We start from the raw sequence: 21,619 nt of genomic DNA, 5'->3' as shown, positions 1-21,619 counted from the left end.
GTTCGATTAGCAAAGCCTAATCGGATGCTGCAACGGGTGTGAAGTAACAGAGATCGGAGCAAACATGGCACAACCCAGACTGAAAATGCGCCTCGGCGACCTGCTGGTACAAGAGCAGATCATCTCTGATGATCAGCTGCAGCTTGCCCTGCAGCAGCAGCGTCAGACCGGCCGCAAGCTGGGCACCACTCTCATCGACCTCGGCTTTATCAGCGAGGTGCAGCTGTTGCAGTTCCTCGCCCGCCAGCTGGATGTGCCCTTCTTTGATCTCAACAACCTGACCATCGACGCCGCCGCGGTGCCGCTGCTGCCCGAAGTGCAGGCGCGCCGTTATCGGGCGCTGGCGGTCAACCTCACCGACGACAAGGTGACGGTGGCCATGTCGGATCCGGCTGATCTGAGCGCACTGGATGCCATCGCCGCCCTGCTCAGCCCGCGCATCATGGTGCTGGCGGTGGCGCGGGAAGGGCAACTGCTGGAGTATTTCGACCGCCTCTATCGCCGTACCCGCGAGATTGAGAGTTTCGCCGAACAGCTGCAAGAAGAGTATCAGGACTCCGGCTTCGAGCTAGGCTCCAGCAATCTGGGAGCCAATGACGAGGGGGAGGCGACGGTGGCCAAGCTGCTGCGCTCCTTGTTTGAGGATGCGGTGCAGGTGGGGGCGTCGGATATCCACATCGAGCCGGACGAGAAAGTGCTGCGCATTCGCCAGCGGATCGACGGTATCCTCCACGAGAACATCCTCAACGAGGTGCGCATCGCCCAGGCGCTGGTGCTGCGCCTCAAGCTGGTGGCGGGGCTCGATATCTCCGAGAAGCGCTTGCCGCAGGATGGCCGTTTCAACATGAAGGTACGCGGACGCGATGTGGATGTGCGGATGTCCACCATGCCGGTGCAGTATGGCGAGTCGGTGGTGATGCGTCTGCTGGATCAATCCTCCGGCATTCTGTCGCTGACCGAGACCGGCATGCCGCCGGAGATCCTGACCCGTTTCCGCCGTCAGCTCAAACGCCCGCACGGCATGATCCTGGTGACCGGCCCGACCGGGAGCGGCAAGACTACCACCCTCTATGGCGCCCTCTCCGAGCTCAATCAGTCCAGCAACAAGATCATCACGGTAGAAGACCCGGTGGAATACCGTCTCTCCCGCGTCAATCAGGTGCAGGTCAACCCCAAGATCGGCCTCACCTTCTCCAACGTGCTGCGCTCCACCCTGCGTCAGGATCCGGACATCCTGCTGGTGGGGGAGATGCGGGACAACGAGACGGTGGAGATCGGCTTGCGTGGCGCCATCACAGGTCACCTGGTGCTGACCACACTGCACACCAACGATGCGGTGACCAGTGCTTTGCGCCTTATCGACATGGGGGCGCCCGGCTATCTGGTGGCGAGTGCCCTGCGGGCGGTGGTCGCCCAGCGGCTGGTGCGGCGGGTATGTGAGCACTGCGTCGAGGAGAAGGCGCCCGACGAAGGGCAGGCCACCTGGCTCACTGTGCTCTCCGGCGAGGCGCCTGGCCAACACACCTATCACAAGGGCCGGGGTTGCCAGAGCTGCAACTTTACCGGTTATTCCGGCCGGATCGGGGTCTACGAGCTGCTGGAGCTGGATCAGCCGATGATGGATGCCCTGCGCCGCAACGATGCGGAAGGGTTCGCCAAGGCGGCCCGTCAACACGAACATTATCGGCCGCTGGCCCTCACTGCCCTCGATTATGCCCGTCAGGGGATCACCTCGGTGGATGAGGTGCTGCGACTGGCCGAGGATTTGGGGTAAGCGATGGCTAACTTTGCCTACAAGGGGCGTGACAGCCAGGGCAACGCCACCAGTGGCGTGGTCGAAGCGGCCAACGAGATGGCGGCCGCCGAGCAGCTGATGCGCCGTGGCGTGATGCCTACCGAGCTCAAACCGGGCAAGGCCAAGTCCGCCGCCATCGACTGGTCACTGTTGCTGGAAGGGGGCGTCAAGCTGGATGAGCTGGTGATCTTCAGCCGCCAGATGTATGCCCTCACTCGGGCCGGGATCCCGATCCTGCGTGCCATCGCCGGGCTGGAGGAGGGCACCCATAGCAAGCCGCTTAAGCGGGCGCTTCACTCGCTGGGGGAAGATCTTGGCAACGGTCGCCCGCTCTCCAGCTCGATGCAGGCGCACCCCAAGGTGTTCAGCAGCCTGTTTGTCGCCATCATCCATGTGGGTGAGAACACAGGTCAGCTGGAAGAGTCCTTTTTGCAGCTCTCCAACTATTTCGAGCTTGAGCTGGAGACCCGCAAGCGGATCAAGACCGCCATGCGCTACCCCAGCTTCGTGATGATCGCCATCGGTATCGCCATGGTGATCCTCAATATCATGGTGATCCCGGTGTTTGCCGGCATGTTCGCCAAATTCGGGGTGGAGTTGCCGCTGGCGACCCGCATTCTGCTCGCCACCTCGCACTTTTTTGTCAACTACTGGTGGCTGCTGCTCGCCATTCTGGCGGGGATGGTGTTCGGTTGGCGCCGCTGGGTCGCCACCACCAAGGGCAAGCTGACCTGGCACCGCTGGCAGCTCAAGTTGCCGATCGTCGGCACCATCATAGAGCGCTCCCTGCTGGCCCGTTTTGCCCGCAGTTTTTCCATGATGCTCAAGGCAGGGGTGCCGCTGAACACCGCGCTGACCCTGGTGGCCGATGCGGTGGATAACGCCTGGATGGCGGGGCGAGTGCGGGATATGCGCGCCGGTATCGAGCGGGGCGAGAGCCTGCTTCGCACTGCCAGCAGCAGCGGCCTGTTCACCCCGCTGGTGATGCAGATGATCGCCGTGGGTGAGGAGACCGGTCAGGTCGATGACCTGCTGCACGAAGCGGCCGAGTATTACGAGCGCGAGGTGGATTATGACCTCAAGAGTCTCACCGCCCGCATCGAGCCGATCCTGATCGGGATCGTGGCAGTAATGGTGTTGATCCTGGCGCTGGGTATCTTCACGCCTATGTGGGACATGATGCGCGCAGTTCGCGGCAAGTAACTCGGCATCTTCACGCTTGAGTGGTGGGACATGATGCGAGCCGTAAGAGGCAAGTGATCGGTGGAGTCGAGGGCTGGATGAGCAGACAGACGCAGCAGGATGATCGCTGGCTGACCGGATATCGGCGGATCGCCGTGATCATCCTGCTGATGGTGATCGTGGCGACCCTGGTGCGTAGCTATCAGGGCCACCGGGAAGAGGCGCAGCAGCTCACCCTCACCTTGTTGGGGGAGCAATTTGCCGAGCGGGCACAGCGTTTGCACGGCATTTGGCTCGATGAGCGGCGTCCGCAGATCCTGCATGTTGTCGGCAAGGGGTGGCAGTTTGACGCCCGGGGTTGGCCCCTGGGGCTGGTGCCGCTGCAATCCCCTTCGGAAAATTGCCGTCAGTTGTGGCTGGCACTGATGGGTGAGACGAAGGGGGGCATGCCTCCCCTGCAGGTTCTGGCCCGCCCCGATGGCAGTGGTTGTGAGATGGGGTGGGATGGTTATTGGCTGGTTTATCAGTTTTCTGACGGGCGGGTGATGAAAAAGCCTTGAATGAAACTAATCATATGACCCAACTACATGATTTTTTTGGGCCTGCATGAAATAATGTGGGGCATTACGGAGGGAGCATGACAATGAAACCAATGGCACCAACAATGCCGGAAAACGGGATGATGAGGCGGTCTGCCGGCTTTTCCCTCATTGAGCTGGTGATCGTTATCGTGATCCTGGGGATCCTGGCGGTGACGGCACTGCCGCGCTTTCTCGATGTGACTGACGAAGCGAAGAAGGCCAGCGTGGAAGGGGTCTCTGGCGGTTTTGCTACCGGCGTTTCACTGGTGCGGGCGCAATGGGAGGCGGAAGGTCGCGCCAAACAGGACAGCCTCAATACCGTGCTCTATGACGGTAGTCGCTTCTATCTGACCACACCGACCGATACCCAGATCAGCAACGGCGAGCTGTCGCCCGGCTATCCGATGGATACCGTTGCAAGCGGTAATCCCGATGTGGATCCGGCTAATCTGACCGCCGAACGTTGTCTCAATATTTGGGAGGGGTTACTGCAAAACCCGCCCAAGGCTACGGCCAGCTTCAATGAAGTGCGCGGTAGCGGTAATGACCTGAAATACTATGCCACAGTGAGCAGTAATGGACTGGATTCGGTCTGCCGTTACTATCTGGTCAATAGTTTGAGTAAGGGCAGTGATGGCAAGTATCAGGATCCGCAAGGCAAGACTGATGCATTTATGAGTTTCAGTTACCGTCCGGCGTCCGGTCAGGTGACCACAAATATTAATTAACAGAGGAAAGTGAAATGAAAAAACAGGCGGGTTTTACCCTGATCGAACTGGTTATCGTGATCATCATTCTGGGTATTCTGGCGGTCACCGCTGCACCCAAGTTCCTGAATCTGCAGGATGATGCAAAAACTGCAGCGGCAAGCGGAGTACTGGCTGCAGTACAGAGCTCTTCTCAACTGGTATACAGCAAAGCGGCGTTGGAAGGGTTGGAAACTGCGTCTTCTGGTGCTGTATCGAGCTCTGATGGCACAACTATTCAAGTTGTGTATGGTTATCCCAAGGCATCTGCAGACGGTATTGAACAAGCTGTGACTATTGATGGTTCCTGGAAAGGCGTGTCAGCTTCTTCTTCCACATTCCGTTTTGCACCAAACGATGCGAAAGAAAAGTCTGATTGTGTTCTTTACACTCAAGCCACCTCTACTACACCCGCTAAAGCGGAATTGGGTAAATTCGACGCAACCAATGCATGTGTTGTAACCCCATAATCCATAATGTTAAAGCGAGGCTTGGGCCTCGCTTTCTTCTTTACACCTATGAGAAAAACCATGCCTGCAACCAAGGGCTTTACCCTGATTGAACTGGTACTGGTGATCCTGTTACTCGGGATTCTGGCCGCCTTTGCCGTGCCCAAATGGCTGGGCAAAGGCGGCTTTGAAACTCAAACCGTGCGTGACGAGCTGCTTACCCGGCTGCGGTTGGTACAGACCGTCAATATGCACGAACCGGCCAATCGTTGTACCTCACTGCGGGTTGACGCGGGCCAGTTTGGCCACAGCACGCTCTCCCCTTGTGGCGATCCTGCGGCTATATCGAGCTGGAACGCTAATCAGCTCACCCGTGGTCGTCCGGTGACCCTGTCTGCCGGGATCTCCCTCTCCTCGAACAAGGGCACGCCTCCTTTTGTTATCCGCTTTGATCAAATGGGCCGCCCGCTCGGTAGCTGCGCCGGTGGCTGCGAGCTGCAAGTCACCGATGGTCGCGAGAGTGGCCGTATCAAGATTGAATCCGAGGGGTTTATCCATGAGATCCCTTAAGCGTGGTTTCACCCTGATTGAGCTGATCGTTGGCATAGTGCTGCTGGCGGTGGCTTTGACCGGCATTTTGGGGTTGCTTATCAATCAGGCGCCGCAGGCGGTAGACCCGGTGCAGCAGGTACGCGCCGCCCAGCTTGCCCAGCGCCTCTCCGGCGAGATCTTGCAAAAGTCGTTTGATGAACATTCGGATCATAATGGTGGTCGTTATCGTTGTGGCGAGCAGGTGGCAGGGGTGACCATCTCTTCCTGCTCCACCAGTTATGGCCCGGATGGCGAGCCCGCATCCTATGCCTATAACGATGTGGATGATTTCGATACCGCAGGTAGCTGGGTGGATGCCAACACCCTGACCCAAACTGAGGTGGGAGTCAGCAGCGAGGAGTATCGCAACTATCAGGTGAAAATTGCGGTGCGTGGAGCCGATTTCAGCGACGGCACCTTCAAGAGTTGTGTCGCCCCCTGCTCTGTGGGCAAGCGTATTGATCTGCAGATCAAGCTACCGGATCAGAGCGTGCTCGACTTCTCTTTTTATCGGGGGAACTACTGATGGAGCGCTCCGCTGTCGAGTGTTGCCTGTCTGCCAGAATATTCGCACTCTTAGCCAATTCCGGCACCCGATCACGCTTGGCGGCCAATCGAACCTACCGTAAACCTCGGGATAACAGTGGCTTTACCCTGGTCGAGCTGGTGATGGTCATCCTGTTGCTCGGGATTATGGCGACCTTTACCAGCCAGTTTATCGGAATCGGCACTCAGATTTATGGCGATGCCAGTAGCCGTGAACAGTTGATGAGTGATGCCCGTTTCGCCATGGAGCGGCTTAACCGCGAACTGCGCGATGCGGTGCCGGGATCGGAGCGGATCGAGACGACTGGCGGGACATGGGACGACACCGGTGCCTGTTTGCGGTTCTGGCCCATCAGCACCTCGAGCCGCTATCTGGCACTTAACCGCGCCATGTCGGGGAGCACGGCCACCCTTGAGCTGGTGATGGCGACCCCGGCTTCTGCTGCCAATCCGCTGGATGTGGATGCCACCGCCGTCAAAAAAGACGATCAGCTGATTGTATTCCCCGTGCCGGACAAAAATGTCGGTTCGCTTACTGCAGGCTGCGATTATGGCCGCTGTGTAGCTAGGGTTACCGATGTGCTGATGCCCGTATCCGGAGCGCAAACCATCCGCTATACCAGCACCGAGAGTCTGACTGGCCTCTCTCCAGGCAGCCGGGTCTACTTTGCCAACCAGCAGGTTCGCTACTGTGTGGAAGGAAACACGCTGACCCGTGCCACAGCCCCCATTGGAGCACCCTTACCTGCACATGGCGTGTTGATGGCGGATTCCCTTCGTATTGGCACCTTCTATCGGGAAACCTCGGCGTTTAACGCCGAAGGGGAGTTTGGCATGCGCTTTGTCTTCGAGCGCAAGGGGGAGTCGGTCACCTTCAACCACAAGATAGAGGTGTTCAATGTGCCCTGACCCACAGGCTTTCGGACGGATGCGAGGCAGTGCCTTGATGATCGCCCTGTTTGTGATTGTGGTGATGGCACTGCTGGCGGCTGCCATGGGCCGTTTTCTGGTCGATAGCGGCGAGAAAAATACGGTGGAGGTGCGCAGCGTGCGTGCCCTGCTGGCCGCCCAGAGCGGGCTGGAAGTGGCGCTCTATCGGTTGTTCCCCAAGCGCACGCTTGCCCAACCGACCCCCCCAGCGGTCTGCCTGGCAAGCAGCCCACTGAGCTTTGCCAGCACTCCCGGACTGACCAACTGTCAGGCTGTGGTTCGTTGCGTCACGGTGCCAGTGACCTATAACGGAGCTGTGACCAATGGTTATCGTCTCGAGAGTGTTGGAACCTGTGGCAGATCGGACCTTAACAATGCCAACCCTGATTTTGCCGTGAGCCGAACCCTGATGGTCGAAGCTTATGATGGAGGAACTCCCTGATGCGCAATTTATTTCTGCTCATTTGCTTATACATCATGGTCTCACCAGTTTGGGCGGCAATTGATTGTAATAGTATTTTCCCTGGACCGATTCAGAGCCATGATGCAGACGGAACTCTTTATATGCAAGGTGGTGCTCGTGTAGATAACTACAATGGATTTGAAGTATGTTTTAAGAAAGTTAGGGCCTATAACGAAGAGATGAATTCGTTAGCTTGTGGCACAGGTAAGTGTGAGATAACCGGTATTTCGAGTAAAAAACAGGTTAGTCTGATAATGCCTGGTGGGACAGATAACAAAACCTATTCAATACCAAGTTGGGGAAACCCTTCCCAAGTTGTACTAGGGCAAACGTCTAACTATGGTAAGGCCGTTGGTTCGCGTTGGGATGCAGGTCAGATTACTGTATCTGGAAACATAGGTGGGTATGATGGTCGCCCAGGATCTTTGGGTTTTTCTGATTTTTACGATACATATGTCATTAAAGGATTAACAATACAGAATAAGGGAGTTGTAACCTTAATTTCAGGTAAGACATATGTCATTGACGGCAACCTAAAATTGAGTTCCGGTGAGATCAAACTGATAGGTAGTGCTCCAACACGCCTTTTCGTTAAAGGCGACTTTGATGCTTATAGTGATACTCAGCTGTCAGCTAATTCAGATATGGAGGTTTACATATCCGGAGCAGTGACACTCACAGGTAATAATGTCTTAGCTGGCTCTTACTATGTTGAGGGTAATGCTACTTTTGAGAATGATGTGACTCTTTTTGGTCGAGTGAGTGCGAAGAATGTCAACTTGAAGGGCAATAGTAAGGTTATATACGATGGTGGTGTGCCTCCATTTAAATGTGAGAGTTCAGAAACCTTTGATTCAGCAAATTCGCTGGCTATGTGGGCATTATCTGCGGCAGCCCAAAGTACACTGCCTTCAGTCAAAAATGGGCGACTGCAATTAACCACTAATGACAACAGCCAATCTACGGCTGCGACTTACAAGATGCTGTTCCCTGGCGCTGACAATCAGGTTGTTCTGGAATTTGATCACTTTGCATACGGTGGATCAGGGGCTGATGGAATGGCCGTTGTTTTGTCAGATGGTTTAGTGACAGCGCAACCAGGTGCGGCTGGCGGGCCTCTCGGTTATGGCGCGCGCAGCAATGTCAACGGTTTTGCCGGTGGTTGGTTAGGTATCGGTCTTGATGAGTATGGGAACTTTTCTACTGAAGGTGGGCCAAGGGGGGCTGGACCTGGGGCTCGACGCCCCCAGTCTGTGGTGATCCGAGGTTCGGGTAGTGGTACCTCGGGTTATAGTTATCTTGCAGGTGCTTGTATAAATGGAACCCAGAATACCGGTTCTTGCCTCTCGCCAAGAGTCGATGGGAACGGTAGTGCTAACCCAGTGCATCGTTACCGGATTGAAGTTGACTCGCGCCAGAGTAATAAAACCTTTGTAGAAGTCAGTCGCCGTACCAGCGGAAATCAATTCACCATCCTCATTCCTCGCTTTGAGCTAAAAGGTCAGGTAACGACGCCCAATGATTTTCAGCTCTCTCTGACGGGCTCGACTGGCGGTTTAACCAATTTCCATGAGCTCGATAATTTTCAGGTATGTGCGCTAAAAAGTCGGCCATTGAATGTGCAGATCGATCACTTTCGTTTTGACTACAGTCGTGTGCCGCTGACCTGTAATCCACAAGATGTCACGCTAACGGCCTGTGCTAATAGTGACTGTTCGGTTCAATATAAAGGTCCTGTGACTGCTTATCTGTTACCTAAAAAACTTGCGCAAGGAGAGTGGCGCGACAGTCAGGGCAACGTGTTAGCCAATGATCAAGTGACGTTCAGCGGCGGGAAAGTGGATCTGCGCTTACGCAGCCCGATTAAAGGCAAGATAACACTGGGAGTAGAAGGATCCACGCCCGCGACCAGACCTTTAAGCTCGACTTTGTGCAGGATGGGCAGTGGTGCCTATTCGATCGGTGCTTGCACAATCGACTTCGCTGACAGTGGTTTTATCTTTGATGTGCTGGATACCTATTCCAACCAGCCTCAGGATGTGACTATCAGTGCGGTCAAAAAAGACGACATTACCAAGCAATGTGTGCCTGGATTTACCGGCGTGAGGTCTGTCGGCTTTTGGGGAACGTACAACAATCCAAATACCAATAGCTTTGGTAGCAAGATCTCCATCGATGGCAACGCTATTGCAACTTATGCCGGCAGTGTTTCTTCACCAACACCAACCACCCTCAACCTGACTTTTGATAATCAGGGTAAAGCGACCTTGAAAAAAGTGACCTACCCGGATGCGGGTCAGATGCAGCTTTCAGCCAGTCATAATGGCAGTGGTGAGACGGAGGGTCTGGTGATGACGGGGGCCGACACGTTTGTGGCACGTCCTGTCGGCTTGTGTATAACCCCTCCGCAAGGGGTCTGCGCGGTGGGTGACAGCAGTTGTCCGGTATTCAAAAAAGCAGGGGAAACGTTCCTGGTAGATATCAAGGCGATGGCCTGGGAATCCGCCAATGATGAGGATATCTGCGTAGGGAATCAGACTACGCCCAACTTTGCCCTGCCCAATATTGCTCTGGGCAGTACGCTGGTGGCACCCAATCCGGGCACCAATGCAACGCTGGGTACTACCACCTATAGCCATGTGGCTGCGGCCAACAGTGCCAATAGCGTTAGCCAGACCGTGAGCGAGGTGGGAGTGTTCCGGATGACGGCGACGCCACCGGCGGCAAAGCCGCCAGAAGGAAGCACTGTATCTACGGGCTATTTCGGCTATACCATCCCTCCCGCCAGCAGCGTGCCGGTGGGACGTTTTGTCCCTTGGGATTTCAATTTGCTGAGCGGGGTGCTTACTCCTGCTTGCGGGCAGTTCAGCTATATGAGTCAGCCATTCGGGGTCAAGATGACGGTACAGGCTCGTAACAAGAGTGCCGGGGTGACCAAAAACTATGGTGGCGAGTTCGCGAAGGGGCGGCTCTATCTGGTGGCAGGCAATAATCATGATGGGATTGATCGCACGGATCGAGTGGGGAGCATGATGGCCAGCTGGGCATCAGGCGAAGCCAATATTGACAGCCAGAGCCGCTTTGCCCGGCTTTCTGAGCGCGATCCCGGCCTGACTACTCCCGAAGAGCCCTTTAAGTTACTGCGTTTTGGCCTGCAAGTGCTTGATGAGGAGTCACCCTCAGTCACTTTCATGGCTGATGCTGACCTGAATCCTGGCATCAAGAATGGTTGTACCAAAGGGGTTAACTGCAATGCCAAGCAGTTGACGATTCCTACGCGGGTGAATAACACCATGACGGCTTATTATGGCCGCCTGCAGGCGGGCACGGCGGCGGGTCTTGCCTCGGCGCCGCTGGCCATTCCACTGCAGATGCAATATTACGAAGGGGGCAACTGGCTGCAAAACAAGGAAGATCAATGTACCCAGCTCTCTTTGGCCAATCAGGGGTTCATTTTCCTCAATCCGAGTCACACCTTTGATGCGGCGACTCGCGAGCTGAATCTGGGGGCGGGTCGCAAGATCAAGCTGGGGTTGGGCAGTTCGGCACCGGGTGGGGATGCTGCACTGGCGAAAGACGGGGAGATCCTGTTCCACTTTGCCAAGCCGGACATCTCGGTGCGCATTCCCTACAAGGTCGATTTGGCAAAACAGCCGTCGCAGCCCCTCTGGTTGTCTGACCCAACGAGTGCCAATGACGGCAACCTGCAAGGTGAGGCCATTTTCGGCTCCAGCCGGGGTAATGACAGAATTATTTATCGGCGCGAAGTATTGCAGTAATTGATGTGTAAGGGGGGTTGGCTCAACAGCATCCCCCTAAATCCTTGTTTATTAGTGTTTGCAAGCGTGTGCGAGTGAGTGATGACTCGCATTTTTGTCGCGCCTGATTGATTGGCGACAGTTTGAGCGCTTGCCCATTGGGGTGGGCATTGGTAAAGTTAGCCGGTTTTCTGCACCTCCAAATTCTTAGGATTTCCCGTAGCCATGTTCAAAAAGCTCAGAGGCGTCTTTTCCAACGATCTGTCGATCGATTTGGGAACTGCCAACACCCTGATCTATGTAAAAGATCAAGGGATCGTCCTTAACGAACCCTCAGTTGTCGCCATTCGCCAAGAGCGCGGGAACGCCAAATCGGTCGCTGCTGTCGGTCATGCCGCCAAGCAGATGCTGGGCCGTACCCCGGGCAACATTTCCGCAATCCGCCCGATGAAAGACGGCGTGATCGCCGATTTCTACGTGACCGAGAAGATGCTGCAGCACTTCATCAAGCAGGTTCACGACAACAACTATTTCCGCCCCAGCCCACGTGTGCTGGTGTGTGTACCGTGCGGTTCAACCCAGGTTGAGCGTCGCGCCATCAAGGAGTCCGCACTGGGCGCCGGTGCCCGCGAGGTTTACCTGATCGACGAGCCTATGGCCGCTGCTATCGGTGCCGGCCTGCCGGTCTCCGAAGCGACCGGTTCCATGGTGGTTGATATCGGTGGTGGTACTACCGAAGTGGCCATCATCTCCCTGAACGGTGTGGTTTACTCCCAGTCTGTCCGTATCGGTGGCGACAAGTTTGACGAAGCGATCATCAGCTACGTTCGTCGCAACTACGGCAGCCTGATCGGTGAAGCGACTGCCGAGCGCATCAAGCACGAGATCGGCTCCGCCTATCCGGGCGAAGAGGTGCGCGAGATTGAAGTCCGTGGTCGCAACCTGGCTGAAGGTGTACCGCGCAGCTTCACGCTCAACTCCAACGAGATCCTGGAAGCGCTGCAAGAGCCGCTGTCCGGTATCGTGGCTGCCGTCATGGTGGCGCTGGAGCAGTCTCCGCCGGAACTGGCTTCCGACATCTCCGAGCGCGGCATGGTGCTGACCGGTGGTGGCGCACTGCTGAAAGATATCGACCGTCTGCTGATGGAAGAGACCGGCATTCCTGTCGTCGTCGCCGAAGATCCCCTCACCTGTGTGGCCCGTGGCGGCGGCAAGGCGCTGGAGCTGATCGATATGCACGGTGGCGATCTGTTCCACTACGAATAAGACCCAAAGCCGGCCAGCGTGCCGGCTCTTTTTTGACGACCCATGAAACCCATTTTTGGTAGAGGCCCTTCGCTTCAGTTACGGTTGTTTCTCGCCGTCATCATCTCCATCGCTGCCATCGTCGCGGATTCCCGCTTCGGTGTGTTTACCCATGTCCGCGTCTACCTCAGTTCGTTAGTCAGTCCCCTGCAATACATGGCCAATGCGCCGGGTACCCTGCTCGACACCATGTCGACCCAGGTGCAGACCCGCGCCGATCTCATCGAGCAGACCAAACAGCAGGAGCAACAGCTGTTTACCCTGCGTGCCCGTCTGCTCAAAATGGATCAGCTGGAGCACGAGAATCAGCGGCTGCGTGAGCTGCTGGGCTCGCCGGTGCACAAGGAGTCCCGCAAGATGGTGGCCGAGCTGCTGTCGGTGGATTCCGACCCCTTCAGCCATCAGGTGCTGATCAACAAGGGGGCGCTGGATGGTGTCTACAACGGTCAGGCGGTGATCAACGATCAGGGTGTGATTGGTCAGGTGCTCCACGTGGGCTCCACCACCAGTCGCGTGCTGCTGATCACCGACTCCAGCCACGGTATTCCGGTGCGGGTGCTGCGCAACGACTTGCGCGCCATTGCTTCCGGCAGTGGTGAGCTCGACAAGCTGGAGCTGCGCAACCTGCCGCGCAACACCGATATTCAGGTGGGTGATCTGCTGGTCACCTCGGGTCTGGGTGGCCGCTTCCCGGAAGGTTATCCGGTGGCGACTGTGACCCGCTCCGAGTATGTGGAGGGCAAGCCCTTTGCCCAGGTCGAGGCCAAGCCGCTGGTGGAGCTGGACAGACTGCGCTATCTGCTGCTGCTGTGGACCGACAAGAAGCCTGAAGTACATGATGAGGATGGCGAACGGGCGGCTCCCGCTGCGTCCGCCGCAGGAGCCACCCGCTAATGCTAGAACCCGCCAGCGGCAGGATCTGGATCTGGATCTCGATCCTGCTGGCCTTGAGCCTGTCGATCCTGCCGCTTCCTTTCGAATTTGACCCCTTCCGCCCGGACTGGCTGGCCATGGTGCTCATCTACTGGGCACTGGCCTTGCCGCACCGGACCAACGTTGGCACAGCTTGGGTGGCTGGCCTGCTGCTGGATGTGCTGCTTGGCAGCACCCTCGGCGTGCGGGCGATGGCGATGGCCATCACCACCTATCTGGCGGCCTTCCAGTTCCAGAAGATCCGCAACTTCTCCCTCTGGCAGCAGGCACTGATCATCGGTGGCCTCTCGCTGGTGGGTAAAATGACGGTATTCTGGGCCGAGCATCTGTTCAGCCAGGCCAGTCTAAACTTCTCCTACTTTTGGTCGACGTTGACGACGATGCTAATATGGCCCTGGGTGTTTCTGGTGCTGCGCAAGGTGCGGCGCCGCTTCAATATCAGGTAAATATGAACAAAAACAACGAACCACAACTCTATCTCGCCTCGGCTTCTCCCCGTCGCCGTGAACTGCTGACCCAGATTGGCTACCGCTTCGAGGTGCTGAAACTGGATGTGCCCGAGCAGCGGGAAGAGGGTGAAAAGGCGCAGGATTATGTCTGCCGTCTCGCCCGTGACAAGGCGATGGCGGGCGTGGCGTGTGCGCCGACGGCGTTGCCGGTGCTGGGTGCCGACACCATAGTGGTGCTGGGCGACCGGGTACTGGAGAAACCGTCCGATCTGCTGGATGCCAAAGATATGCTGGAGTCCCTCTCCGGCAAGGTGCATCAGGTGATGACGGCGGTGGCGCTGGCCAGCAAGGATCGTTGTGACGTGCGTCTGGTCACCACCAACGTGGCGTTTCGCAAGCTGGACGAGGCCGAGATCGAGGCCTACTGGCAGACCGGTGAGCCCTGTGACAAGGCCGGGGCTTATGGCATTCAGGGTATTGCCGGCAAGTTTGTCAGCCGCATCGAAGGGAGCTATAGCGCCGTGGTCGGCCTGCCCCTGCTGGAGACAGACTTGCTGATCAAGCATCATCTGGAACAGCTCAAATAATTTCCCGTCAGCTGTGCTCTGCTGCGTTTCTCCCTTGCGCGCGTTGTACCGGATTGGCTCTATAGAATTCAAAACTGGAACAGGCAAGGTTACTTATGTCGGTAGAACTGCTGGTTAACGTTACCCCCTCCGAAACCCGGGTCGCTCTGGTCGAAAACGGTCTGCTGCAGGAAGTGCATGTAGAGCGTCAGGCCAAGCGCGGCATTGTCGGCAATATCTACAAAGGCAAGATCAGCCGGGTACTCCCGGGGATGCAGGCGGCCTTCGTCGATATCGGCATGGACAAGGCAGCTTTTTTGCACGCCTCTGATATCGTCCCTCACACCGAGTGTGTGGCGGTGAAGGAGAAGGAGCAGTTTCAGGTCGGCAACATCGCCGAGCTGGTGCGTCAGGGGCAGGACATCATGGTGCAGGTGGTGAAAGATCCACTGGGTACCAAGGGTGCCCGTCTCACTACCGATATCACCCTGCCATCCCGCTATCTGGTCTTTATGCCGGGCAGCGCCCACGTCGGTGTCTCCCAGCGTATCGAGTCCGAAGCGGAGCGGGAGCGCCTCAAGCGCACCGTGGCCGGTTATGTGGACGAGCTGGGTGGCTACATCATCCGCACCGCCGCCGAAGGGGTGGGGGAGCAGGAGCTGGAGCAGGATGCCGCCTTCCTGAAGCGTCTGTGGCGCAAGATCCTCGAGCGCAAGCAGAAGTATCCACCCTGCAAGATCCTCTACGAGGATCCCAGTCTGGCATTCCGGGTAGTACGCGACTTCGTCGGTGCCGAGCTCGACAAGATCCGCGTTGACTCGCGCCAGAGCTTCGATCAGCTCAAGCGCTTCACCGAAGAGTACGTGCCTGAGTTGGCCAGCAAGCTGGAGTACTATCCTGGCGAGTCGCCGATCTTCGATCTCTACGACGTGGAGAACGAGATCCAGCGGGCGCTGGAGCGCAAGGTGGAGCTCAAATCCGGCGGCTACCTCATCATCGACCAGACCGAAGCCATGACCACGGTGGATATCAACACCGGCGCCTTTGTCGGCCATCGCAATCTGGAAGAGACCATCTTCAATACCAACGTCGAGGCGACGGCGGCCATCGCCCGTCACCTGCGCCTGCGCAACCTCGGCGGCATCATCATCATCGACTTCATCGACATGCAGTCGGAAGATCACCGTCGTCGGGTGCTGCACAGTCTGGAGCAGGCGTTGTCGAAAGACCGCGCCAAGACCAACGTCAACGGCTTCTCCCAGCTCGGTCTGGTGGAGATGACCCGCAAGCGCACCCGCGAGAGTCTGGAGCATGTGCTCTGCTCCGAGTGCCCCGAGTGCAAGGGGCGCGGCCGGGTCAAGACGGTGGAGTCGGTCTGCTTCGAGATCCTGCGGGAGATCATCCGGGTCAATCGTGCCTATGATGCGGATCAGTTCACCGTCTACGCGGCCCCGGCCGTGGCCGACTACCTCCATGGCGAGGAGTCCCACAGTCTGGCGGAGCTGGAAGTGTTCATCGGCAAGCAGGTGCGGGTAGTGAGCGAACCCCTCTGTGGTCAGGAACAGTTCGACGTGGTGATGATGTAATTGGTCTATCGCTGGCTGAGTCGGGGCTGGTTGGCCCTGGGGGTCCTGTTCGTACTGATGGCCATGCTGGTCACCTTGGTACGGGTCGGGGGCCCTTTGCTGAATCAATACCGGGAGAGTCTGATCCACACTCTGCTGGGCGATTCACAACTCAAGGTCAGCGTGGAGCAAGTGGGGCTGGACTGGACACAGTCCGGGCCCGCCCTCGAACTGCAGCAACTCGCCATCGCCCCGGATTCGGGGCGTTTTGCCGTACAGCTCGGCAAAGCCTGGGTGCATCTCGACTTCTGGCGCACCATTAACGAGCTCAAGCCGGTGTTTGGCGAGCTGATCCTGAGCGATGGCGATATCACCATCGACTTGCGCCAACCGGCTGACGAGAGCCCCTCCGGCGATCCCCAGCAGGGCGCCCTGCTGCGCTTTCTGCTGACCCAGCTCTCTACCTTCGATGTGCACAACACCCGCCTCAGCGTCACCACCTCCCTCGGTGATCTGCGCGCCCTCGACATCGCCCAACTGCGCTGGCAGAACCGTGGCAAGCGCCATCAAGGGGTCGGCAAGGCTTACCTCATCAACGGGGTGGGCGAGAGCACCATCGATCTGATTCTGGATGTGGACGCCCCGACTGCCCGGCTCGATCGCCTCAAGGGTCAGCTTTATCTGGGGGCTCGCCAGCTCGATATCACCCCGACCCTGGCCAAGATCCATGCGGGTGAACCCAAGGTTGCCGGTCAGCTCGACTTCCAGCTCTGGAGCGAGTTTGACAGCGGCAAGCTGGGCAATACCCTGCTGGCGTTTGGCAACAACTACCTGATCTGGAAGGATCCCAAGAAAGGGGAGATGCACCGTTTCGGCCTCGATGGTGGCAAGATCCAGCTGCGCCGTGAGGGCACCGACTGGCAACTGGCCAGCCACAACGTCAACTTCAAGCTGGACGGCAAACCCTGGTTGCAGAGCCGCTTGCAGCTGGAGCGGATCGGGGATCGGGTGCAGGGCTATCTGCCCAGCATTGAGTTCGACAAGATCACCCAGATCAGTCAGCTGGTCTCGGCGCTCTACCCCACACTCTGCGAGACCCTGCGCCAGACCAATCCGCAGGGTTCGGTACAGGATCTGACGCTGCTGGCCAACGCCGACTGGCAGGGTCTCTCCCTCAGTGGCCGCTTCAGCAAGGTGCGCCTCAAGGCCTGGCAGGATATACCCGGGATGCAGGATCTCAACGGCGAGTTCTGGCTTACCCCGACCGGCGGTATCGCAAGATTGGCGCTGGCGAACGACAAGGTGGATCCCGCCCGTCACTTCAAGGAGCCGATCCCGGTCGACAACTTCTCGGCCCGCCTCGATTGGTGGCGCGAGGAACAGGGCTGGGTGCTCTACGGGCAGGATATCGCGCTGGATAACCCGGATCTGACCCTGGCCAGCCGTTTCCGCCTCGATCTGTTCGAGCATCCTTTCCTCGCCCTGACCGGTCGCATCGATGTGAAGAATGCGGGCCATGCGGATCGCTACTTCCCGCTGCAGGCGATGGATAAGGGGCTGGTGGATTACCTGAGCGGCGCCATCAAGGGGGGCAAGGCCAAGGGGGCCGACCTGCTCTGGTATGGCGAGTTCAGGGACTTTCCCTACGACAACGGCAAGGGCATCTTCCAGGTGGCGGTGCCGCTGGAGCAGGCCACCTACGAGTTCTTCCCCGGTTGGCAACCGCTCACCGACCTGCAGATTGACCTGTTGTTCCAGAATGCCGGTCTCGATATGCGCAGCCGATCCACCAAACTCGGCAAAGCGAGCTCCGACTCGGTGCATGCCTGGATCCCGGATCTCTCCCCCGGCGCCCATCTCTATGTGGATGCCAAGGTGCAGGGGGAGGGCAAGGCCATCAGCGACTACCTGCAGGACTCCCCGCTGGGTAGTTCGGTGGGACAGGTGCTGCGGGAGATCGAGATCCGCGGCCCGATGGCCGGTTCGGTCAAGCTCGATATTCCTCTCGATGGCGAGAGCGAGGTAAAGGCGAGTGGCGATGCCACCTTCAGCAACAACAAGGTGCGGGTCGCCAGTCTGGATCTGCCACTGGAGAAGGTGCAGGGGCGCCTCGAATATGACAACGAACAGACCCGTTTCAGTAACCTCAAGGCGAGTTTGTGGAACCAGCCGCTGACCCTCGATTATCAGGGGCGCCAGCATCCGGATCACTATCAGGTCGACCTCGATTTCAAGGGGCAGTGGGATAGTCGCCGTCAGCCCGTCGCCATCTCTTCATTCGGCATTCTCAACGGTCGCAGCAACTGGGGCGGCAAGCTCGAGTTGATCTTGCCCGAGAGCAAGCCGTTCAGCTTCCAGCTGGCGCTCGACTCCAACCTGCAGGGGATGGCGCTGGATCTGCCGCTGCCGCTGGCCAAGAGCAGCGCCAGCCGGCTGCCGCTCAAGGTGATCGCCCGTGGCCGGGATGGCAGCGCCGACATTCGCGCCGTGCTGGGGGCTGATGTGGATATGCAGACCCGGCTGGTCTACGGCGAGGGGGTGCCTTATCTCAGTCGGGTGCGGGTTGATATAGGCCAACCGGGTGCCCGGGTAATGCGCGATGCCCCCATGTTGCTTGCCATCAACCAGCAGGAGGCCGATGTGGGCGGCTGGCTGACGCGACTCAAGCAATGGCTGCCAGCGCAGAACCAGACCGGTAATGCGGTAGTCGGCCCTGCCTTCCTGCCACAGGAGTGGTGGGTGGATGGGCAGCTGGCCCGTGCCTATATCGGCAGTGCCACCCTCAAGGCGGCGCGTTTCACCGTGGGACCGACCAATCAGGCGACCGAAGTGATGATCGATAGCCCCGATGTGATGGGGGTGATCCGCCTGCCCGCAGTGGCCAACCGTCCGGTGGATGCCAAGTTTGCCCGCATCTACTGGTCCGGCAAGAGTTCGGATCTCAGCCCGGATCCCGATGCGAAGCAGGATAACGCCATCATGGCTTCGATCCCCTGGCTGACATTCAGCTGTGTCGATTGCCGCTTTGGCGAGTTGCCGCTTGGCGAAGTGAAAGGCGAGCTGCTGCCGGGCGCCAACAAGGTGACTCTCAAGGGGCTGGATATGCGGTTGGCAGGCAGTCAGCTTGCCGGCAGCGTCGACTGGCTGGGCGATGGCAACCGGATGGAGACGCGGGCCCGTGGCAAGCTGACCAGCAACAACAGCGAGCTGCTGCTCAAGCGGCTCGGCTACACCTCGCCCATCGGTGATGCCCCCGGCTCCCTCGCCTTTGATCTCAACTGGCAGGATGTGCCCTATCGCCCGAGTCTGTCGACTCTGGGGGGGAGTGCCAACTATCAGCTGGAGGGGGGCACCCTGCGGGAGGTCAACGACAAGGGGGCACGGCTGCTCTCCCTGCTCAGCCTCGATTCCCTGCTGCGCAAGCTACGGCTCGATTTTCGCGATGTGTTCGACAAGGGCTTCTACTTCGAATCCATGTCCGCCTCTGCCACCATCAAGCAGGGGCAGGTAAGCAACGATGATTTCTATATGAAGGGGGCGGCAGGCAACCTGCGCGGCGAGGGGATCGCCGATCTGGTGCGCTGGCAGCTCGACTACGAGCTGAGCTTCTCCCCCAATCTGGGGGGCACCCTGCCGGTGGTGGCGGCCTTCTCCATCACGCCGGTCACGGGGCTCTATGTGCTGGCCCTCTCCAAACTGCTGGAGCCGGTGGTGGATGTGGTGACCCGCATCGATTTTCGCATCTCGGGCCCGCTCGACGCACCCAAGCTGATCGAGGCGGGACGAGATCGCGCGCGCATCAAGCTCAACCAGCAGCAGAAAGAGGCGGTTGACGCCGTTGCTCCCAGCTTGCCGACCCAAGAGGTGACCCCTTTCCTGCTGAGCCCCAAACACGCAGGGCCGGCTCAGCGCTAAACGAGCGGCCCGGCATCATCACAAGGAGTGAGCCATGATCCGACATATCCTGCTGATCGCCTTCAAGCCGGGCACCCAGCCTGCCCAGATAGATGCGGTGCGTACCGCCTTTCTCGCCATTCCCCATCAGGTCAGCGGCGTGACCGCCGTGGAGTGGGGGGAGAATGACAGCCCGGAGGGGCGGGCCGAGGGGTTTACCCACAGCGTACTGATGACCTTCGCCGACGAAGCGGCTCGCCAACGCTATCTGCCCCATCCGGATCACGATGCCCTCAAGGCTATCTTCCGTCCGGTGCTGGAGCGCATCATAGTGCTGGATTACACCCTGCAGGCGGGGGATCGGGTTGTGTCAGAGGGGCCGTTATGATGGTGGATGAGCACTGGGCTGCCATCCCGCCACTGCAGCGCGCACTGCTGGAGTCGGTTATGCAACATGGCGCAGCCCATCCTGCGATTGATGCCGGGGTAGTGGTTGGGTCGCTCGCCAAGGGCAAGGCAGACCGGGTATCCGATGTCGATCTCTTGTTGCTGGCCGAGCCGGGCTTCCATAAGCAGGGAGACGAACTGGTGCGCACCATTGTGGGGGGGCGGCCCATCTTTCACTGCTGGCAAGGAAGACATGAAGAGGTCTGTTCATACTGGCGCTTCATATTCCTCGATATGTCCAGCATCGAGATCCACATCCTTGATCGGGGGGCTGAGTTCCCCCTTGCCAAACCTTATTTGCCACTGTTCGATAAAACTTCCTCCCTTGGTGCGCTTGAGGTATCTGGCCTTGCCCCAAGCCATTGGGACTTTCCTGCCTATATGGCCGAAGGGGATGGCCTGGTGTGGGAGTTGTTTGATTGCCTCAAATGGGCTGAGCGGGGGCAGCGGGGATTGGTCCGGCATCATCTTCGCAAGCTGCTGGCCGAGATGGATAAAGACCCGAATATTGTGGATCGCGATTAATGCGGACAAGGAGAACGTCATGTGGTTAGCCGCAATACAGCTGGTATCTGGCCGTCACTGGCAGGATAACCGGCAGCAGATCGCCACTGAACTGGCGGCCTTGCCCAAAGAGCGGCCGCTGCTGGTGCTGCTGCCGGAGAACTTTGCCCTGTTTGGCGAACGGCAGGGCTATCTGGATGGTGCCGAGGCAATTGGCCCCGACCCCAGCCCCGATCTGGGCGGAGCCGCGCCCATCCAGCAGCAACTGGCTGAATGGGCCCGCGATTACGGCATCTGGCTGGTGGCCGGAGCCATGCCGACCACCATCGCCGGTTCAGACCATATCCACACCAGCTCGCTGGTGTTTGATCCAAGCGGTGAGCTCAGGGGCCACTACCACAAGATCCACCTGTTCGACGTAGATGTGGCGGATAATCACGGCCGCTATCGGGAGTCGGAGACCTTCAGCCCCGGCGAGTCGCCTGTGTTGGTGGACTCCCCCTTTGGTCCCCTCGGCCTCTCGATCTGTTATGATCTGCGCTTTCCCGAGCTCTACCGCCAGTTGGCCCGTGCCGGTGCCCGCGTGCTGCTGGTGCCTGCCGCCTTTACCGCCGTGACCGGCGAGGCGCACTGGGAGCCGCTGCTGCGGGCCCGCGCCATCGAAAACCAGTGCTACGTAGTCGCGGCCAATCAGGGCGGCACTCACGAGACGGGGCGCCAGACCTGGGGCCACAGCATGGTGATCGATCCTTGGGGCCGGGTGCTGGCGAGCAAAGAGTCCGGGCGCGGCACAGTGCTGGCGAAGATGGAGCCCGGGCTTATCGACGAATTGCATCGCACCATGCCAGTGCTGCAACACGCCCGTTTGCTCTGATGGTGTGGTGAAAAATTGAAACGCAGCCGTTTGCCCGTGCT

Annotated in this window: 19 protein-coding genes; all 19 read left to right on the top strand. The window is 58.5% G+C overall.

What is annotated here, in order from left to right; all coding sequences use genetic code 11:
• Positions 1-64: 64 nt before the first annotated feature.
• On the top strand, positions 65-1,774 hold the full coding sequence (gene mshE / locus ACTG20_RS21055) for an MSHA fimbrial ATPase MshE (protein ID WP_005340025.1): 1,710 nt from the start codon (positions 65-67) through the stop codon (positions 1,772-1,774).
• Positions 1,775-1,777: 3 nt separating this feature from the next.
• Positions 1,778-2,998, top strand: a complete 1,221-nt coding sequence (locus ACTG20_RS21050; protein ID WP_194494908.1) for a type II secretion system F family protein — start codon at positions 1,778-1,780, stop codon at positions 2,996-2,998.
• 77 nt (positions 2,999-3,075) lie between these two features.
• Positions 3,076-3,537, top strand: a complete 462-nt coding sequence (locus ACTG20_RS21045) for a hypothetical protein (protein WP_194494907.1) — start codon at positions 3,076-3,078, stop codon at positions 3,535-3,537.
• Between the two features lie 77 nt (positions 3,538-3,614).
• A complete protein-coding gene (locus ACTG20_RS21040; protein WP_194494906.1) occupies positions 3,615-4,286 on the top strand; it encodes a prepilin-type N-terminal cleavage/methylation domain-containing protein in 672 nt (223 codons plus the stop codon).
• 14 nt (positions 4,287-4,300) lie between these two features.
• Positions 4,301-4,774, top strand: coding sequence for a prepilin-type N-terminal cleavage/methylation domain-containing protein (locus ACTG20_RS21035; protein ID WP_100654690.1), 474 nt, complete (start codon positions 4,301-4,303; stop codon positions 4,772-4,774).
• A gap of 60 nt (positions 4,775-4,834) precedes the next feature.
• Positions 4,835-5,323 carry a prepilin-type N-terminal cleavage/methylation domain-containing protein gene (locus ACTG20_RS21030; protein WP_139735893.1) on the top strand — a complete coding sequence of 163 codons (489 nt, stop codon included), beginning with the start codon at positions 4,835-4,837 and terminating at the stop codon, positions 5,321-5,323.
• The gene (locus ACTG20_RS21025; protein WP_194494905.1) at positions 5,310-5,870 is read left to right on the top strand and encodes a prepilin-type N-terminal cleavage/methylation domain-containing protein; all 561 of its coding nucleotides are present in this window, start codon (positions 5,310-5,312) and stop codon (positions 5,868-5,870) included. The genes ACTG20_RS21030 and ACTG20_RS21025 overlap by 14 nt, the downstream gene beginning before the upstream one ends.
• A complete protein-coding gene (locus tag ACTG20_RS21020; RefSeq protein WP_194494904.1) occupies positions 5,870-6,799 on the top strand; it encodes a type II secretion system protein in 930 nt (309 codons plus the stop codon). Before ACTG20_RS21025 ends, ACTG20_RS21020 begins: the two co-directional genes overlap by 1 nt.
• 37 nt (positions 6,800-6,836) lie before the next feature.
• Complete coding sequence (locus ACTG20_RS21015; RefSeq protein WP_194494903.1) at positions 6,837-7,262, top strand: MSHA biogenesis protein MshP; 426 nt, start codon at positions 6,837-6,839, stop codon at positions 7,260-7,262.
• Complete coding sequence (locus ACTG20_RS21010; RefSeq protein ID WP_234915286.1) at positions 7,262-11,062, top strand: DUF6701 domain-containing protein; 3,801 nt, start codon at positions 7,262-7,264, stop codon at positions 11,060-11,062. The genes ACTG20_RS21015 and ACTG20_RS21010 overlap by 1 nt, the downstream gene beginning before the upstream one ends.
• 204 nt (positions 11,063-11,266) lie before the next feature.
• Complete coding sequence (locus ACTG20_RS21005; RefSeq protein WP_005340051.1) at positions 11,267-12,307, top strand: rod shape-determining protein; 1,041 nt, start codon at positions 11,267-11,269, stop codon at positions 12,305-12,307.
• 42 nt (positions 12,308-12,349) lie between these two features.
• On the top strand, positions 12,350-13,240 hold the full coding sequence (mreC, locus tag ACTG20_RS21000) for a rod shape-determining protein MreC (protein WP_005340053.1): 891 nt from the start codon (positions 12,350-12,352) through the stop codon (positions 13,238-13,240).
• Complete coding sequence (gene mreD / locus ACTG20_RS20995; RefSeq protein WP_005340054.1) at positions 13,240-13,725, top strand: rod shape-determining protein MreD; 486 nt, start codon at positions 13,240-13,242, stop codon at positions 13,723-13,725. Before mreC ends, mreD begins: the two co-directional genes overlap by 1 nt.
• Positions 13,726-13,727: 2 nt before the next feature.
• A complete protein-coding gene (locus ACTG20_RS20990) occupies positions 13,728-14,315 on the top strand; it encodes a Maf family protein (RefSeq protein ID WP_005340055.1) in 588 nt (195 codons plus the stop codon).
• Positions 14,316-14,410: 95 nt separating this feature from the next.
• Positions 14,411-15,880: a ribonuclease G gene (rng, locus tag ACTG20_RS20985; protein WP_005340056.1), complete on the top strand. Its 1,470-nt coding sequence runs from the start codon at positions 14,411-14,413 to the stop codon at positions 15,878-15,880.
• A complete protein-coding gene (locus ACTG20_RS20980) occupies positions 15,881-19,774 on the top strand; it encodes a YhdP family protein (RefSeq protein ID WP_194494902.1) in 3,894 nt (1,297 codons plus the stop codon). It begins immediately after the preceding gene.
• Between the two features lie 34 nt (positions 19,775-19,808).
• Positions 19,809-20,141, top strand: coding sequence for a Dabb family protein (locus tag ACTG20_RS20975; RefSeq protein ID WP_194494901.1), 333 nt, complete (start codon positions 19,809-19,811; stop codon positions 20,139-20,141).
• Positions 20,138-20,725, top strand: coding sequence for a nucleotidyltransferase domain-containing protein (locus ACTG20_RS20970; RefSeq protein WP_194494900.1), 588 nt, complete (start codon positions 20,138-20,140; stop codon positions 20,723-20,725). Before ACTG20_RS20975 ends, ACTG20_RS20970 begins: the two co-directional genes overlap by 4 nt.
• Positions 20,726-20,744: 19 nt before the next feature.
• Positions 20,745-21,578 carry a carbon-nitrogen hydrolase family protein gene (locus ACTG20_RS20965; protein WP_194494899.1) on the top strand — a complete coding sequence of 278 codons (834 nt, stop codon included), beginning with the start codon at positions 20,745-20,747 and terminating at the stop codon, positions 21,576-21,578.
• Positions 21,579-21,619: the final 41 nt, after the last annotated feature.

This window comes from Aeromonas sp. 84A (assembly GCF_051919345.1).
Classification (GTDB): domain Bacteria; phylum Pseudomonadota; class Gammaproteobacteria; order Enterobacterales; family Aeromonadaceae; genus Aeromonas; species Aeromonas veronii.
The sequence above is the reverse complement of the archived record's forward strand: the minus strand, read 5'-3'. Positions and strand labels throughout refer to the sequence as shown.

Excerpts from the sequence above, each read along its gene's own strand:
- ACTG20_RS21015 (WP_194494903.1), top strand. The coding sequence starts at position 6,837 with ATGATCGCCCTGTTTGTGATTGTGGTGATGGCACTGCTGGCGGCTGCC.
- ACTG20_RS21040 (WP_194494906.1), top strand. The coding sequence starts at position 3,615 with ATGACAATGAAACCAATGGCACCAACAATGCCGGAAAACGGGATGATG.
- ACTG20_RS20990 (WP_005340055.1), top strand. The coding sequence starts at position 13,728 with ATGAACAAAAACAACGAACCACAACTCTATCTCGCCTCGGCTTCTCCC.
- mshE (WP_005340025.1), top strand. The coding sequence starts at position 65 with ATGGCACAACCCAGACTGAAAATGCGCCTCGGCGACCTGCTGGTACAA.
- ACTG20_RS20965 (WP_194494899.1), top strand. The coding sequence starts at position 20,745 with ATGTGGTTAGCCGCAATACAGCTGGTATCTGGCCGTCACTGGCAGGAT.
- ACTG20_RS21050 (WP_194494908.1), top strand. The coding sequence starts at position 1,778 with ATGGCTAACTTTGCCTACAAGGGGCGTGACAGCCAGGGCAACGCCACC.
- ACTG20_RS21020 (WP_194494904.1), top strand. The coding sequence starts at position 5,870 with ATGGAGCGCTCCGCTGTCGAGTGTTGCCTGTCTGCCAGAATATTCGCA.
- mreC (WP_005340053.1), top strand. The coding sequence starts at position 12,350 with ATGAAACCCATTTTTGGTAGAGGCCCTTCGCTTCAGTTACGGTTGTTT.
- rng (WP_005340056.1), top strand. The coding sequence starts at position 14,411 with ATGTCGGTAGAACTGCTGGTTAACGTTACCCCCTCCGAAACCCGGGTC.
- ACTG20_RS20970 (WP_194494900.1), top strand. The coding sequence starts at position 20,138 with ATGATGGTGGATGAGCACTGGGCTGCCATCCCGCCACTGCAGCGCGCA.
- ACTG20_RS21010 (WP_234915286.1), top strand. The coding sequence starts at position 7,262 with ATGCGCAATTTATTTCTGCTCATTTGCTTATACATCATGGTCTCACCA.
- ACTG20_RS21005 (WP_005340051.1), top strand. The coding sequence starts at position 11,267 with ATGTTCAAAAAGCTCAGAGGCGTCTTTTCCAACGATCTGTCGATCGAT.
- ACTG20_RS21025 (WP_194494905.1), top strand. The coding sequence starts at position 5,310 with ATGAGATCCCTTAAGCGTGGTTTCACCCTGATTGAGCTGATCGTTGGC.
- mreD (WP_005340054.1), top strand. The coding sequence starts at position 13,240 with ATGCTAGAACCCGCCAGCGGCAGGATCTGGATCTGGATCTCGATCCTG.
- ACTG20_RS21030 (WP_139735893.1), top strand. The coding sequence starts at position 4,835 with ATGCCTGCAACCAAGGGCTTTACCCTGATTGAACTGGTACTGGTGATC.
- ACTG20_RS21045 (WP_194494907.1), top strand. The coding sequence starts at position 3,076 with ATGAGCAGACAGACGCAGCAGGATGATCGCTGGCTGACCGGATATCGG.
- ACTG20_RS21035 (WP_100654690.1), top strand. The coding sequence starts at position 4,301 with ATGAAAAAACAGGCGGGTTTTACCCTGATCGAACTGGTTATCGTGATC.
- ACTG20_RS20975 (WP_194494901.1), top strand. The coding sequence starts at position 19,809 with ATGATCCGACATATCCTGCTGATCGCCTTCAAGCCGGGCACCCAGCCT.